A 15805-nucleotide genomic window follows, 5' to 3' on the forward strand; every position below is an offset into this window, starting at 1 on the left:
CCGGTCACCTCGCGGGTTCACCGGACCTCCGGGCCGGTGCCGCGCCCGGCCGGTGCCGCCCTGTCGCGTCTTCGGCCCGTACGAGCAGGCAGGTCGCGATGGAGCCCATCCCGGTACTCAGGAAGAGCGCCCGGCTCCCCGGGGGAGGCGGTGTTCCGTCGAGTACGTCAGCGACGTTGGCGAGGAGATCTCCGGCTCCGAGATGCCCGGTGTGCGAGCCGTAGAGGCGGACCTTCTCGCGCAGCGGTGCGGGGAGGGCGGGGATGATGACGGTGGCGACGCCCGTCCGTCCGCTCCGCGCGGGCAGCACCACGCGGATGCTGGGGTCGGACGGGGCGATGCCCGTTTCCTCCAGCACCTGGAGTGCCGCTCGCTCCAGGCAGGACCGGAGCCTCTCCTGTATGCGCCAGTTGTCCGAGACCTCGGCCAGGGGCCGCAGGTCTGCCCCTCCGGGAGGGGTGAAGGGATCCCGGCTCGGGAAATCGCTCTCGATGCTGGGGTCGGAGACGGAGGCGATGGCCTCGACGACCAGGGGTCCGGCACCCCGGGTGAGGACGAGCGCGGCGGCACCGTCACCGAGGGGGGTGCCGACGGCCATCCCGCGCCACCGGTCGCAGTGCAACTCCGTGAAGTTGTCTCCGCTGGTGATCAGCACCGTGGTGAGAGCGCGGTCGGCGATCATGCGGGCGGCGCCGGCTTCCAGGGCCCCGGCGCCCCCGTTGCACTCCTGCCGGATGCCCACGGCGTGGCATCGGCGGCTTCCCAGCAGTCCGGCGATCCGGTAGTGGGGCAGCCAGTGCCCCTGTCCGCGGTCGAAGGCCCAGGAGTGGAGCAGCAGGTCGATGTCCCCGGCTGTGCGGCCGGCCCGCGCCAGTGCCGCGCGGGCCGCTTCCAGGACCATGCCGGGAACGGTGCGGTCGTGGCACTGGGGGAGTTGGACGATGCCCTCCTCCCGCGCGGTCCTCAGCCGTACCGCCCCCCTGGCCGCCGCCTCCTCCGCCGTGGACACCGTGTCGGGGAGCCACAAGGAGGCGGCGGCGATGGACAGGGAAGGGGTGACTCTCATGGTGACTTTCTTTCCGGGCCCGGCAGGACCGGCAGGGTGGCGTACCTGCGGTTGAGGTGGATGCCCTGCCAGGTCAGATGCTCGGGGGGCGTGGCGAGCCGCAGCGACGGAAAGCGGTGCAGGAGTGAGCGCAGGGCGATGCGTCCTTCCAGTCTGGCCAAGGGTGCGCCGGGGCAGTAGTGGCGGCCGTGGCCGAAGGAGAGATGGGCCCCTGCGTTGGTGCGGCGCGGATCGAGCCGGTCCGGGTCGGGGAAGACATCCGGATCCCTGTTGGCGCTGGGCAGACAGAAGAGGACGCATGAATCGGCGGGGATCGTTGCCGTTCCGGCCGGGATGGATGCCGTGCTGAAGTGCCATGTGCCGGTGGTGAGGGGGTGGTGGCGCAGGAGTTCCTCGACGACGCCGCGGGCAGTCTCCTCGCTGGAGAGGAGGGCCCGGCGGGCATCGGGACTCCGGAGCAGCAGCGCGGCACCGTGGGCGATGAGCGTGGTGGTGTTCTCCACTCCGGCGGTGAACAGCAGGCAGAGCATGCCGTGAATGGTGAACAGGGTGAGATCATCGCGGTGCGCGCGCGACCGCAGGAGATGGCTGACAATGTCGTCGCCGGGGTCCGCGCGGCGCAGGTCGATCAACTCCTGCATGATCTGGGTACGTTCGCCCCGGGCGGCACGCCGTTGTTCGCCCAGCGGCTCACCGAGCAGGGCGACTTCAGGGGCCGCTTCGGGATGGCGCTCGCGCAGGGCCGCGGGAACCCCGAGGAGATGGTCCATGACCGCGACGGCCACTCGCCGGGCGTAATGGGTGATGAGGTCCACGCGATCGCGGGTGGCGATGTCGTTCAGGGCCTGCTCGACGACCGTCTCGGTCATGGCCTGCTGGGAGGCGAGGGAGTGTTCGGTGAAGACGGGGGCGATCAGCTTTCGCAGGGCACGGTGCTCGGTTCCGTCGGTGTTCAGCCAGTGGCGTCGGTGCAGAGCGGGCCGGCCCAGGGGACAGCGGTCGTGGCCCAGGCCGTCGGGAAGGCGTGTCAGGCGTCGGATGTCCATGGTCAGGCGGGGATCGACGGACAGCTCGCGGGCGAGCGCGTAGTCGGTGACCAGCCAGGCGTTCAGTCCGCTGGGGAGCACCACGAGATGGATCGGCCCTTCTGCGGCAAGGCGACGAAGGGCCGGCGGATACGTCCCCTGGGTGAGTGAGGGTCCCGGGAGGAATCGGGGCACGGGGGTACCGGTGCCCGCCTGGCCGGGGCGCGCCGTCACACCGCGTCCCGGCGTTTGCCGTCGATCAGGCGACAGAGGGCGCCCACCGTGCGCGCGTCGAAGAGCTCGTCGCTTCCCAGGACGACGCCGAAGATCTCACCTGCTTTGATGACGACGCGCAGGTACCCCAGGGAGTCGGCTCCCGGCAGGTCCGCGATGCGGGTGTCACGGCCGATACTGACCGCGCCATGCCACTCGAACTCGTCGTCCATGAGGTGGTGCAGCTGATGCAGGATGCCATCCGGTGTCTCGGTATCTGCCATGGTCGGCTCCCATGTGCTCGATCCGGGGCCGGAGAGCACGACCACCCTGGGCAGGGTGGCTCAGCGGTCCGACCCGCCGATATTACATCCACCCATCTATGTATTCATGGCGCAAAATGGATAAATTCACACGCAATGCTGAATTAATGGCAATTCTCTGGCGAGTTCTCTCCAGGTTGTCGTACGGTCCGCTGCGCGCGGCTGATCGACGGTGGCCGCCGCGCATCCGGCCCTCCGCCTCGGCGACCGGGGCAAACGGTCCTCCTGTATCCCGTTTACCCGTGCGAGGAGACGACGCAGATGGCTCAGCCGCGCACCGCCGCAGGTGACCATGGTCCGGAGGATCGCCGCGCGACCCTGGCACGGACGGCACGGACGTCACCACACCGGCGGGCCCCGGTGGAGGCGGTGGCTGTGGTGGGTGTCGGCTGCCGGCTGCCCGGTGGAGTCCGGGACATGGACGGCCTGTGGCGGGTGCTGGATACGGGGCGCGATGTGATCACCGAAGTGCCCGCGGATCGCTTCGACGCGGCTTCCCACCGGGACCCGGACCCCGGGCGGGTGGGCACGACGTACACCGTCGCCGGTGGCTTCCTGGACGGTGTCGACCTCTTCGACGCGGCCTACTTCGGGATCTCTCCCCGGGAGGCGTCCCGGATGGACCCGCAGCAGAGGCTGCTGCTGGAGTGCGCGGTGGACGCCTTCGACGACGCGCAGATCGACACGGCCGCACTCGCGGGCAGTGACACCGCCGTGGTCATGGGCGTCTCCGCCCGTGACTACTTCGAACTGCGCCAGCGCCGTCCGCGGGAGTGGAACGCGTATGAGATGAGCGGCGGGGCGACGTCCAACACAGCGAATCGCCTCTCGTACGTCCTCGGCACGCGCGGCCCCTCCTTCGCGGTGGACACGGCCTGTTCCTCGGCGATGACCGCCGTGCACCAGGCATGCGACATCCTGCGCACGGGACGCAGCGCGCTGGCGGTGGCGGGCGGTGTCAATGTGCTGATCAATCCGGCGCACTTCGTCGGCTTCTCCAAAGCCTCGATGCTCTCCCTCTCCGGGCGGTGCCGTCCTTTCTCCGCCCGCGCCGACGGCTTCGTCCGGTCGGAGGGCGCGGGGGTGCTCGTGCTGAAGCCGCTCACCCGTGCTATCGCGGACGGTGACCGGGTGCACGCCGTGATCGTGGCCAGCGCGGTGAACGCCGACGGGACGACATCCGGGCTGGCCCTGCCGAGCACCGACGCCCAGCGGGAGTTGCTGGAGCGGGTCTACGCGGAAGCCGGTATCGCCCCGCACCGGGTGGGGTACGTGGAGGCGCATGGGACCGGTACAAAGGCGGGCGACCCCGTCGAGTGCCGCGCACTCGGTCAGGCGCTGGGCACCTCGCGCCCGTCCCCGCTGCCGGTGGGGTCGGTGAAGGGGAACCTCGGGCATCTGGAAGCGGCGTCCGGCATGGCGGGGCTGCTCAAGGCGCTGCTGGTCCTGCGGCACCGGACGATCCCCGCCACCGCGCATGCGCTCCCGCTCAACGACGGGATCGACTTCAGCGCCCTGGGTATCGCTCCTGTCACCGCGAACCGGCCGCTCGGCCTGGAGCCTGACGGTGTCATCGGCGTCAACGGCTTCGGGTTCGGCGGCGCCAACGCGCATATCGTGCTGGCGCCTGCGCCCGATCCGCAGACGGTCGACCGCCCACCGGCGAGCGGTCCGGTTCCGCTGATCGTGTCGGGTCGTACCGAGCGGGCCGCGGATGCTGCCGCGGGGCGTCTCGCCGACCACTTGCGTTCCTCGCGCGACGCGTTCCACGACATCGCCTACACCTCCTGCCGGCGCCGCACCGTGCACGAGCACCGTCGCGTCGTACTGGCCGAGCACGCGGGCTCGGCGGCCGCGGCACTGCGCGCCCTCGCGGAGGGGGAGCGGGCTCACTCCGCGGCGACGGGTGCCGCCGTCGGGCGCGGACGGGTGGGCTTCGTCTTCTCCGGCAACGGCTCGGTGTGGCCGGCCATGGGCAGAGACCTCCTGGACCACGACGCGGCATTCTCCGAGGAGGTCTCGCACCTGGACGCCGCCTTGCGGCCCCACCTCGGCTGGTCGGTGCTGGACGCTCTGCGTGACCCGCCGGACGGCGACCGGATGCGGCGCACCGAGGTGGCCCAGCCGTTGCTGTTCGCGCTCCAGTCGGGCCTGGTCGCCGCGCTGGCCGCGTACGGCATCCGGCCGGCGGCGGTGTGCGGGCACAGCGTCGGCGAGGTCGCGGCTGCTCACTGCGCGGGCGCCCTGGACCGCGAGGCCGCCTGCCGGGTCATCGCCGCGCGGAGCCGGGCACAGGCGCCGACCCGGGGCAGCGGCGGTATGGCAGCCGTCGGCCTCGGTCATGAACGGACGCGCGCCCTGCTCGCCGGGTACGGGGACCGAATCGTGATCGCCGCGGTCAACAGCGAGGTGGACACGACCGTGTCGGGCGACATCGCGGCACTCGCGGCTCTGGGCTCCCGTCTGCGCGCGGAGGACGTCTTCTACCGTGAGCTGCCGCTCGACCACGCCTTCCACAGCCCTGCCATGGATCCCGTGCGCCACACGCTGCTCACCTCGCTCCCCGCTGTGGAGCCGCTCCCCTGCCGTATCCCGTTCGTCTCCTCCGTCACGGGCCGGCCGGTCGAGGGAAGCGGCCTCGACGGGGAGTACTGGTGGCGCAATGTCCGCGAACCCGTACGCTTCGCCGACGCTCTCGACGGCGTGCTCGCGCTCGGCTGCGATGTGCTGGTCGAGATCGGACCCCATCCGGTCCTCGCCCCCTACCTGCGTCGCGGTGCGGCCCGAGGCGAGGGACCGGTGGCCGTGGTGCCGACGCTGCGCCGCGACGAGCCCGGGGCGCCCCTGCTGCGGACCGCGGTCGCCACCGCGGTGGCGGCCGGAGCCGGCATCGACTGGGACGCTCTGTTCCCCCATGGCGGCCGTACCGTCGCACTCCCCGCCTATCCCTGGCAACGGGAGCGCCACTGGGCGGGCGATCCCTCCTGGTGGCGCCACTCGGCCGACGATTCACCGATCTCCGACATCCACCCCCTGCTCGGCGAGCGCCTCCCCACGGCGACACCCGGCTGGCACCAGCACCTCCAGCCCGGCAGGCTGGCGTGGCTCGCCGACCACCGGGTCGGCGGTACCGTCGTCCTGCCCGCCGCCGCCTACGTCGACATGGCGCTGGCAGCCGGACAGCAGGTCCTCGGCACACCCGTGGAGATCAGCGGGCTGTCCATTCCCCGCGCCCTCACCCTCCCGTTCGACGACCCGGAGATGGACGTACGGCTCCAGAGCACCCTCACCGACGACGGCCGCTTCACCGTGGCCAGCCGCATCGGCCCCTCCGGACCATGGCGCGAGCACGCCACCGGGCGGGTCAGGCACCTGACGGCGGACCGCCCCGACGCCCTGGACACCGACACCCCCGCGGCAGCAGGCGCCCGGAGCTGCCCTGCCGACCAGCACTACAGCACCTGCACCGGCATCGGACTCGCCTACGGTCCCGCCTTCCGCCCGCTGACCGCACTGACCACCACCGACCACCAGGTCATCGCCCACTACACCGCCACGGTGCCGATCCCGCCCCCGTGGGCCGCGCACACCACACTCCTGGACGCCGCGCTCCAGGCCGTCCTGCCGCTGATGCCGACCGAACACGGCGAACCGGTACTCCACCTGCCCTCCGGCATCGGCACCGTACGCTCCTGGCGGCCACTGCCCCCCTCAGGACGCATCCACGTGACCGACCGGGACACCCCCGAGGGGCGCGCGGTCCGGGATCTGACGATCACCGACCACCACGGCGAAGTCGCACTGCAAGCCACCGGACTGACGCTGCGCCGCTTCAACGCCACGCACACCACCGAGATCCAGGTCCTCACGGAAGTCCGCCGGGCGGCCCCACTCCCCGACACCACCGTCCGCCGCTCCCCGATTCCCACCGCCGGCGAACTCCGGGCGGCGACCCACGGACCGCTCAACGACGTGACAGCCCACGCGGACGACCATCGTCACTTCCGTACCCACGCATACCGCCTCACCGCTCACCACACCGTGCGCGCGCTGCGCGCCCTGATCCCCCACGGCACGACGGTATCCGTGGCCGACGCCGTCCAGGCGGGAGTGGACCCCCGGCACACGAGGTGGCTCAGCGGACTGTGCCGCATCGCCGCGGACCAGGGACTCCTGGAAAGGACACACCCCGGCCGGTGGACCCTTCTCGCGGAACCCACGCCGGAGCAGGCGTTCCGGCAGGCCGTCGACCAGGCACCGTCCGTCGGTCCCGCACTCCACCCACTGGCCGTCTGCGGACAACAGCTCCCCGACCTCCTCCGCGGACACACCGATCCCCTGGAACTGCTCTTCGCGCCCCCGGACCACCTCGCCGCACGCCTCTACGACTGGGTGCCCGGCCTGCGCTGCCAGTACAGCGCCGCGCGAGCCCTGCTGCGCGCGTCCATCGCACGCCGGCCCGCCGGGAGACCGCTGCGGATCCTCGAAGTCGGCGCGGGCACCGGCGGTCTCACCGCCGAACTCCTCCCGGAACTACCCCCGGAGACCACCCGCTTCACCCTCACCGACATCTCCGCCGCCCTCTTCCCCCACTGCCAGGATCGCTTCGCCGACTACGACTTCATCGACTTCAAGACCTTCGACCTCGACGTCGCACCGGCGGACCAGGGCATTCCCCCTGGCGGCTTCGACCTCGTACTCGCCGCGAACGCCCTGCACACCGCCCACGATCTCGCATGGTCCCTGCGCCACGTCGCCTCCCTGCTCACCTCCGACGGCGCACTCATCTCCCTGGAAATGCACAACCCGGACCCCACCCTCATGGTCTTCGGCATGCTGGACAGCTTCTGGAACTCCCGGGACACCGCCCTGCGCCCCCACGGACCCACGCTCGCAAGGGACGCCTGGCCCGGCCTTCTGAGCCGGTGCGGCTTCACCACCACCGCGCAGACCGGCCATCCGCATGACCCACGGGACAACGACTTCTCCACGATCCTCGCGGTACGGAAACCACCTCCTGCGCCCCGCCCGCCCGCGACCACGGCGGCACCCGCTCCGGAGCCACCGCGGGACCGGGCGCCGCGCACCGGCCGCTGGGTGATCGCCGAAGCGGACCCCTCCGCGACCACGGGGCACCCACTGGCGCGGCAGGTGCACACCTCCCTCCAGAGGCAGTGCGCGGGTGGAACCCGACACGTGGCGGATCCCGCCGATCCGGATGCGTGGACCAAGGCCATCGGCGCGCAACCCGGACCTGTAGGACTCGTCCTGCTCACTCCCGACAACCAGGACCCGGACCAGGACCCGGACCCGGACCAGGACCGGGACCAGGACCCGTCCGCCGGCCCGGCGGCTCACACCGAACGGGCTGTCACACACCTGGCGGCGCTGCGCTCCCTGGCCACCGCCTGCGACCGTACCCCGGCCGGGGTCGAGGCCACCGTGTGGATCGTCGTCCCAAGCGGCGAGAACCACGCGTCCGCACGGCCGGCCGCCTCCGCCGCGTCGGCCCTGTGGGGGGCGGGACGCACTCTCGCGAACGAAAGCCCCTCGGTCCCCGTGAAACGGATCGTACTCACGGTCGGCGATGACATCGCCACGGCGGCACAGACGCTGATCTCCGAGTTCCTCAGCGGCTCCGACGAGGACGAGGTCCGTCTCACCGCCGAAGGCCGGTTCGTCCACCGGGTCACACCCCTGCCGCCCGCAGAGCACCCGCTCAGCGGATCCGATGGCTTCACCCTCGACATCCCGGCCTTCCAACCGCGCTACCAGGTGCGATGGAAAAGACTTCCGCGCACGGCGCCGCCCCCGGGCCAGGTGCGGGTGACGGTGGAAGCCGCCGCACTCAACTACCGGGACGCCCTCACCGCCACCGGCGACGTCCCCGTGCCCGACATCACCACAACCCCCGGAGCCCTGCCCATCGGAACGGACTTCGCGGGAACCGTGGAAGCGGTCGGCCCCGATGTCACCGGCCTGACGCCGGGAGACCGCGTCATGGGGGTCGCCCTGGGATCCCTCGGCTCCCATGCACTCACCCCCGCCGACCTCCTCATCCCCACACCAGAGGCACTTCGCTCCACCGAAGCCGCCACCATGCCCACCGCGTTCCTCACCGTGCAGCACGCCCTGGGCCATCTCGCCCGCCTCACCGCAGGCGAGACGCTCCTCCTCCACAGCGGCGCCGGCGGCGTGGGGCTCGCCGCCCTCCAGTACGCCCGCCACATCGGCGCCACGGTCATCGCCACAGCGGGCTCACCCGCCCGGCGCGAACTGCTGCGCCTCCTCGGCGCCGACCACGTCCTGGACTCCCGCACCCTGCGCTTCACCCACGAAGCCCGGGAACTCACCGGCGGACGAGGCGTCGACGTCGTCCTCAACTCGCTCGCCGGCGAGGCACTGCGCCGCAGTGTCGAACTCCTCGCCCCCTACGGCCGGTTCGTCGAGCTGGGGAAACGGGACTTCCTCGCCGACAGGCCACTCCCGCTGGCCCCCTTCCTGCACAACCTCACCTTCTTCGGCGTAGATCTCACCCCTGTCCTTCTCGGCCACGCGCCAGTCGGCGATCACCTCCGCACCCTGGAAACCGCCATCCGCACCGGCACCTTCCGCCCCCTGCTCCACCAGATCTACCCGGGGCGCCGCATCCGCGAGGCATTCCACGCCCTGGAGCACTCCCGCCACCCGGGCAAAATCGTCATCGACCTCACCGAACCGGTCCCCGTCCACCAGGACACCCGCCCCGCCTTGTGCGACCCCGCCGCGGCCTACCTCATCACGGGAGGACTCAGCGGCATCGGTGCCGCCACCGCCCGCCATCTCGCGACCCGGGGCGCCCGGCGCCTCGTACTGATCAGCCGTCGCGGCACCCGGGCGCCCGAGGCAAACACCCTGCTCGCCGAGTTGCGCAACCTCGGCGTCGAAGCCAGCGCACACGCTGTCGACGTGTCGGACCTGCCCGCGATGCGTGCCCTGTTCGACTCCCTCGACGCGGAGAAGCGACGACTGGCCGGCATCGTCCACGCCGCGATGATCCTCGATGACGCACCGCTCACCGAGCTGACCGACGACAGGCTCCGCTCCGTCCTCACACCCAAGGTGACCGGAGCCCTGGTACTGGACCACCTCACCCGCGACAGGCACCCGGACTTCGTCCTGTACTACAGCTCCGTGGCCACCCTCCTCGGCAACCTCCGCCAGAGCGCCTACACGGCCGCGAACAAGATCCTGGAAGACCTCGCCCAGCGGCAGCGCGACACGGGGACACCCGCACTGGCCATCCAGCTCGGAGCCGTCTCCGACACCGGATACGCCCACCGCACCGGCGCCGGAGGAATCATGTCCACCCACGGGTTCCCCGGAGTGCCCGTGGCCCAGGTGCTGCGCGAAGTGGACCGTATCCTGGCCCGCCCCCGGCACGCCCTGAGGCACGCGACGGTGACCATCGGCCGCATGGACTGGAACGCGGCGGCCCAACGGCTGCCCGCTCTCGCCGCCCCCCGGACGGCCCCGCTCCTGCCCCCCAGGGACAGGGAGACCGCGCCGCGGTTTCGGGAACACCTCGCCAACATCGCTCCCGAACAGGCGACCGACACGGTGGAGAACGCCCTCCGCGAGGTCCTCGCCCAGGTCCTGCGGACGACACCGGAGCACATCCACCCCACCCGGGCCCTGGACCAGATGGGGCTCGACTCCCTGATGACCACCGAACTCAACGGCATCATCCACCGCACCTTCGACTGCGCACTCCCACCCGCCGAACTCACCGGGGCCGCCAATGTGCACACAGTGGGCCGGGCCATCCTGACCCGCCTCGGACAGCACCATGAAGGATGACAACGCCGGCCCAGCCTCACCACCCGCCTGCCCTCTGGGCTCCCGGGCACGCTGTTGCCGCCGTCCCCAGCGACCACCGCATCACCCGACCGGCAGCCAGCGTGCCACTGCCCCTGCCACGCCCCTCGCAAGAGGAGAAGAGGAAGTCGAGTCCGTGACCCAGCGGCATCTGACCTTCATTGTCGGGACGGGCCGCTGCGGGTCCACCGCCCTCTCCCATGTCCTCAGCCTCCATCCCGACGTGCTGAGTCTGAGCGAACTGTTCACGAGCATGGACGGCATCCCCGAACTGCTCCGGCACGAACCGCAGAGCGGGCAGCAGTTCTGGGCACATCTCACCGCTCCCAACCCCCATACCGACCGCCTGATCCGCAGTGGCATCACGCCCCCCGAACTCCTCTACATCCGTACCCCCGGACGACGGTACGCCGCGGAGACCACCGGCATCCCGGCCCTCGCCCAGACAGTCCTTCCGCATCTCACCGACGACCCCGACACCCTGATGGACCTGCTGGAGCCCCAGGTCACGGCCTGGCCGGTACGCCGTCCGCGCGACCACTGGGCAGCGCTGTTCCGCATCCTGGGCGAACAGCACGGAGATCCCCGAGTCGTCGTCGAACGATCCGGACTCTCACTGAGCCGGATCCCCGCCCTCCACCGCCTCTTCCCCCGGGCCCGGTTCATCCATCTGCACCGGAACGGCCCCGACTGCGCCCTCTCCATGAGCCGCCACCCGGCATTCCGGCTGAACCTGCTGCTCACCCGTGAGGCCCGGCGCCTCGGCCTCACCTCCCTGCATGAACTCGGCCCCGAGCACACCGCCCGCCTCCCGCCCGGCCTCGCCCCCCTCCTGCACAAACGCTTCGACCCCGCACTCCTCATGGAACACCCCATCCCGCTGCCCCACTTCGGCCACCTCTGGACCTACCTGGTCCTGTGCGGCCTGCGACATCTGGCCGCGCTGTCCACCGCACCGCACCTGAGCCTCTCCTACGAAAGCCTGATCCTGGCCCCACGGACGGAGCTGACCCGTATCGCCGAGTTCGCCGGCTTTGAACCCTCTCCCGCTTGGCTGACCACCGCGACCGGCCACTTCGAGGGAACACACCGGCTTCACCCGGCCCGCGACCTCCCCCCTGACAGCCTCGCGGCCCTCCGCGACGCCTGTGCCCCCGGCACCCGCGCGCTCGCCTCGCAGCACGACCGCTGACAAGCCGGCACCAACCCCGCCCTCCGCCCTCGGCCTCCACCGACTCATCCTCTTCGGACCGGCCCGCACCACCGACGCGTCGCGCATCCGGTGCGGGGCTCGGGGCTGGATGAGACGCGAAACGCCCGTCGCCCGGTGAGCGGCCGGCGGCGGACGGCCCGGCTGGAGTCGCCGGCCCGTCGCGACCACTCGGTGGGACATGTGCAGGCCGCAGCCGTCGGCGAAGGGCTCTGACCAGGACTGCCGTCCGGATGCTAGGACCAGCCGAGGATCAACAGGCCGGAGTTACCGGATGCGCCCGGCTCCGCCGGCGAGTCGGCGGCACCGCCCGCGCCGCCGCGCCCACGGCTTCCCGGATTGCTGCTGCCCAGGTCCGGTGGCAGGCCGCCGGTCCCACCGGGGCTGCTGACCACACCCGCACCCGCGGTGCCCGCCGCGCCGGTACGGACGAAGCCGCCACCGCCGGTTGCCGTGATCGGCGGCACGGTGCCGCTGCCACCCGATCCGCCCGCCCCTCCTTGCGCGGGGGAGCCGCTCTGGCCCCCCTGCCCGCCACTGCCTCCCTGGGCGACGGCCACGACCGTTTCCCCGATCCTGACAACCGTGTCACCACCCGCGCCGCCCGGTGAACTGGCGGCCCCGTCCACCGGACTCCCCGCCCCACCCACACCACCGGCCCCGATGGTGATGGTGAGCTGTTGCAGGGGCAGCACCGTGATCGCACCACGCATGAACCCGGCGCCCCCACCACCGCCACCCGAGGCATAACCCTGGACAGCGGTGTTCAGGAAGGACCCGCCACCCCCTCCCCCCGCGCCCCACGCGACCAGGTGCACTCCGGTCACCCCCAAGGGAACGGTGAACGTGGCACTCTGGGTGTACTCACGGAGCCCACCGGAGGCATGCGCGGGAGGAGCCTCGCCCACCACGGTCATGGCGGACAACGCCAGAACACCCGCGCAGGCGGCCAGCCCGAGCCTTCGCGGCCGGCCTCGGAAAAACGTTGGATGAGATGCCCTCACTGCCTTCCACCCTTTCGTGCGCCAAAAGCCTCCGCCGAAGCAGCTCCGGCAGACGAAGAGACCCGGTCCGAGAACCCTCCGCCCTGTGCTTCACCCTCAGGCCGGAACGGATTCCGCGCATCCCTCACGAGGCCGAACGGCTCACCGGCAGGCAAGGCGAGCGCCACAAAAGGGCCTGTCGCAGGGGGCTGCATCCGAGGTGAGGACGCCGGCCGAACAGGCATCGCTCAGTCGGCGGCGGAGGCCGGAGCAGCGGTCATGGGACCCTCCGAGCACGATGCACCCACCGGGCCCCTGGCGGGCCCCGCGGAGGCGACGAGCCCCCATGGCCCGCGGCTTGCGATGTCCCCGCGGCCGGCGGGTCGAAGCCGATCAGCCGCCGGCTGAAGCTCGGCAGCCTGCGCCGAGAACCGGTGGCCACGAAGAGGGGACCATGACGGTGCCCGCGCGGGCGTGGGTCTGAGCGGCGGCTCGGGCCTGCTCGCAGCGCCGGTTCGTGAGAGTGCGGGCGGCGGTGAACCCGGTCTCCGGTTCACGATGCGTGCAGAGCGCAAAGGTCGGCCGGCAGGCCCTGGAGCACGGCGGCGAACCCGGTCGGCTCCCGGCCGCAGCCGTGATCCGCGCTGGAGCGGGCCGACCCGGTTCGCCTCTGCGCGCGGGCGGCCCGGCGGGGGAGAATCCCCGGGTGACCACCACTCAGCCTCCCCGTGACCATGGCCGATCCGCTCTCGGACGTGGCGTCTCCACCCTCATCCCCCAGTCGGCCGCCCTCTCACCGGCAGACCGCGCGGCGGCCGCGCTCGCGACCATTCGCACCGTCCCGGTCCACGTCGGCGTCCTTGAAGCCGCCGTCCTCCTCCTGAAGGAACTGGGCCGCACCACGGAGGACGAGACGACCCGGTCCATCGCGGACACCACCGCCGCTCTGCTCCGCGCGGCGGCTGAGCAGCAGCCGGCCGAGGGGACGTCGCCGTCCGCATCTGGTCGGCGATGACACCGGCAGAACGGCCCCGAACCCCGCCCAGCGCGGTTCGGGGCCGCAGCCGTGTGAAGAAGAGGTCGGCTCGCGCCGGGACCGGCCAGGGCATCGCGTACGCAGTACAAGTGCGGCTCCCCGCGGTTACGAGGACGAACCGGGCGCACCGAGGCTGCTGGTGCGGGCCCTGTATGCGGGGGAGTCCCGCGCCGCTGCCCGACCGGCCCCGGGCGGCGGATGCCCCGGTCCTCCGTCCGCCGGGACGCCCCGTGCCCCGTGCCCCGCGATGCGCCCGGCGGTTCAGCGCCGGGGTGCCCGCGCCCTGGCCTCGCCGCGCAACCCCGCGCGGTTCAGCAGCCACAGCAGCGCGGGGACCGCCAGGCCGACGGCGATGAAGAGCCAGGCGCTGTCCGTGTGCCGGCCCGACTCGTCCACCTGGAACAGGACGAGCACGCTGATCACCGCAGCGGCGGGCATATGGGTCAGGATCACCAGCAGCTCGACCGGAGGGAGCGGCTCGCGCGACTTCACGCGGCCGACGACGAACGCGCCGAGGAGCAGTACCCAGATGCCCCCGATCCAGCCGGCGGCCGTGTACCAGCCGCTGCCCGGACCGTCGGTGATGGTGCCGCCCTTCGCCGTCGCGACCGTGCCCAGGTCCAGGAGACCCACGGCCGCGAGCCCCCAGCAGACGCTCCCCACCAGGCTGTGACACGGGCAGGGATGTCTCCGGTCAGGCACGCCTGTCCGAAGCATGGGCCTGTTCGTGCTGTCTCTGGGGAATCTCGGTCTGCGCGGCGATCTCGGCAAACGCTCCCTCGGGCTCCCGGTTGCGCAGGAGCGCCCGGACCTGGCCTTCGTGGGTGGCGCGGACGCGGGTGCCCATCTCGCTGCCACGGCTGTTCCTGTGCTTCTGGTGGGCGGCGAGCGGGGTGAACGGTCACCCCGGCTGCTCGGTGAAGTCCACGCCCAGCCACGAGTTGCCCGGAGCCTCCGGATCCCTGCTGGTCCAGAACTCGATGATCGCCGAGGTGAACTCCTCCGCCGACAGCCTGCCGTCCCCGTCACGGTCCAGCCGCCGGAAGGCGGCGTCCACCTCCTCCCTGGGCCGTCGGGGGAAGTGGCCGCTCAGGAAGGAGAAGTACTCGTCGGAGTCGACCACCCCGTCACCGTCGGTGTCGGCGACGGCCAGGAAGACCTCAGCCAGGGCCCCCACCGTGGCACTCACGGCGCCGGGGTCGTCGGCCAGGGACCGGGTGGACTCGATGAACTGCTCACGGGTCATCGCCTGGGCGCCGGGCGGCAGATGGGGCACATGCAGGTTCCGCCAGACGGACACGTACGCGTCCACGATGCGCTGCTCCTCCTCCGATCCGGAGGGGTGACCGAGCGACCGGGCGGACCGCTGCCCCATGAGCACATGATCGGCCTCGGTCAGATCGCCGCTGCCGTCCACGTCGAACTGGTCGAATCCGTAGGTGATTTTGCGGATCAGCAGTTCCTCTGACATCGCTTGTCTCCTTTGAGCGGGTGATCTGCCGCAAGGCGGGCGAGGGGCGTGGGCGGGGGAGCGGTCCCGGAGGCCGGGGACGGGTCCGGGACGGCAGCGGTGCGCGGCGACACTACTCCGTTCGGTGAGGGCCCTGAATCGAACAGGGCGCAGCACACGGCGGAATCGATCCGGCGCCCCGGGCCCCTTCACACGCCCTCGACCGTCGAGCCCGCCCTGGCAGCACCCACGTCCAGCATGAGGTCGGAGCACACACCCACCCCGGACCCGGGGGCGTCATGGTGCCGTTCGGGGGATGCCCACCACGTCGTGCAGATGGGTGCCGTGTGCCCACGACTTGAGTTCCTCGCGTCCCACGAGGATGAGGCGGTGCTGCCGGGCGAAGTCGGCCGCGGGCTGGGTGAAGCCGTTGAGCGCGACCATGACGGGGACATCGGCGCCGTGGTGCGGCCTAGGCCGTCTCTTACGGATCTTGCTGGGGCTCGCGTGCCCTGGCACCGCGCCTCGCCGCGTTGTCGTCAGTCGCCGATGGCCCCCTGGGCCTGGCGGCCCGGGAGGTACCCCCACCGCATGGACTCCCTCCTCCGCCTTGCGATCCACGGCACCAGACCCCGCTCCCTG

General features: G+C 71.8%; 10 protein-coding genes. 3 read left to right on the forward strand and 7 right to left on the reverse strand.

Annotated elements, in window-relative coordinates:
* Positions 1–4: 4 nt before the first annotated feature.
* From SYYSPA8_RS12655 to SYYSPA8_RS12665, 3 genes are all read right to left on the reverse strand, one after another.
* Positions 5–1066, reverse strand: coding sequence for a beta-ketoacyl-[acyl-carrier-protein] synthase family protein (locus tag SYYSPA8_RS12655; protein WP_323447197.1), 1062 nt, complete (start codon positions 1064–1066; stop codon positions 5–7).
* Positions 1063–2196, reverse strand: a complete 1134-nt coding sequence (locus SYYSPA8_RS12660) for a cytochrome P450 (protein ID WP_323447198.1) — start codon at positions 2194–2196, stop codon at positions 1063–1065. Before SYYSPA8_RS12660 ends, SYYSPA8_RS12655 begins: the two co-directional genes overlap by 4 nt.
* 125 nt (positions 2197–2321) lie before the next feature.
* Positions 2322–2588: an acyl carrier protein gene (locus SYYSPA8_RS12665; protein WP_323447199.1), complete on the reverse strand. Its 267-nt coding sequence runs from the start codon at positions 2586–2588 to the stop codon at positions 2322–2324.
* 408 nt (positions 2589–2996) lie between these two features.
* On the opposite strand from SYYSPA8_RS12665, the gene SYYSPA8_RS12670 reads away from it, so the two are divergent.
* Positions 2997–10466, forward strand: coding sequence for an SDR family NAD(P)-dependent oxidoreductase (locus SYYSPA8_RS12670; protein WP_323447200.1), 7470 nt, complete (start codon positions 2997–2999; stop codon positions 10464–10466).
* Between the two features lie 154 nt (positions 10467–10620).
* A complete protein-coding gene (locus SYYSPA8_RS12675) occupies positions 10621–11676 on the forward strand; it encodes a sulfotransferase (protein WP_323447201.1) in 1056 nt (351 codons plus the stop codon).
* A gap of 254 nt (positions 11677–11930) precedes the next feature.
* Here SYYSPA8_RS12675 and SYYSPA8_RS12680 read toward each other — a convergent pair whose 3' ends face one another.
* The gene (locus tag SYYSPA8_RS12680) at positions 11931–12611 is read right to left on the reverse strand and encodes a glycine-rich domain-containing protein (protein WP_323447394.1); all 681 of its coding nucleotides are present in this window, start codon (positions 12609–12611) and stop codon (positions 11931–11933) included.
* Between the two features lie 772 nt (positions 12612–13383).
* On the opposite strand from SYYSPA8_RS12680, the gene SYYSPA8_RS12685 reads away from it, so the two are divergent.
* Complete coding sequence (locus tag SYYSPA8_RS12685; RefSeq protein ID WP_323447202.1) at positions 13384–13692, forward strand: hypothetical protein; 309 nt, start codon at positions 13384–13386, stop codon at positions 13690–13692.
* Positions 13693–13974: 282 nt separating this feature from the next.
* On the opposite strand, the gene SYYSPA8_RS12690 is transcribed toward SYYSPA8_RS12685, so the two are convergent.
* From SYYSPA8_RS12690 to SYYSPA8_RS12700, 3 genes are all read right to left on the reverse strand, one after another.
* Positions 13975–14346 (reverse strand): hypothetical protein, encoded by a 372-nt coding sequence (locus SYYSPA8_RS12690; RefSeq protein WP_323447203.1) that lies wholly within the window; start codon positions 14344–14346, stop codon positions 13975–13977.
* 268 nt (positions 14347–14614) lie between these two features.
* Positions 14615–15184, reverse strand: coding sequence for an EF-hand domain-containing protein (locus tag SYYSPA8_RS12695; protein WP_323447204.1), 570 nt, complete (start codon positions 15182–15184; stop codon positions 14615–14617).
* Positions 15185–15460: 276 nt separating this feature from the next.
* A complete protein-coding gene (locus tag SYYSPA8_RS12700; protein WP_323447205.1) occupies positions 15461–15607 on the reverse strand; it encodes a hypothetical protein in 147 nt (48 codons plus the stop codon).
* Between the last annotated feature and the right edge of the window lie 198 nt (positions 15608–15805).

This window comes from Streptomyces yaizuensis (assembly GCF_034961445.1).
Lineage (GTDB): Bacteria > Actinomycetota > Actinomycetes > Streptomycetales > Streptomycetaceae > Streptomyces > Streptomyces yaizuensis.

Bases quoted from the DNA above. Each gene is read 5' to 3' on its own strand.
- SYYSPA8_RS12700 (WP_323447205.1), bottom strand. From the start codon at position 15,607: ATGGTCGCGCTCAACGGCTTCACCCAGCCCGCGGCCGACTTCGCCCGG.
- SYYSPA8_RS12695 (WP_323447204.1), bottom strand. From the start codon at position 15,184: ATGTCAGAGGAACTGCTGATCCGCAAAATCACCTACGGATTCGACCAG.
- SYYSPA8_RS12655 (WP_323447197.1), bottom strand. From the start codon at position 1,066: ATGAGAGTCACCCCTTCCCTGTCCATCGCCGCCGCCTCCTTGTGGCTC.
- SYYSPA8_RS12680 (WP_323447394.1), bottom strand. From the start codon at position 12,611: ATGACCGTGGTGGGCGAGGCTCCTCCCGCGCATGCCTCCGGTGGGCTC.
- SYYSPA8_RS12665 (WP_323447199.1), bottom strand. From the start codon at position 2,588: ATGGCAGATACCGAGACACCGGATGGCATCCTGCATCAGCTGCACCAC.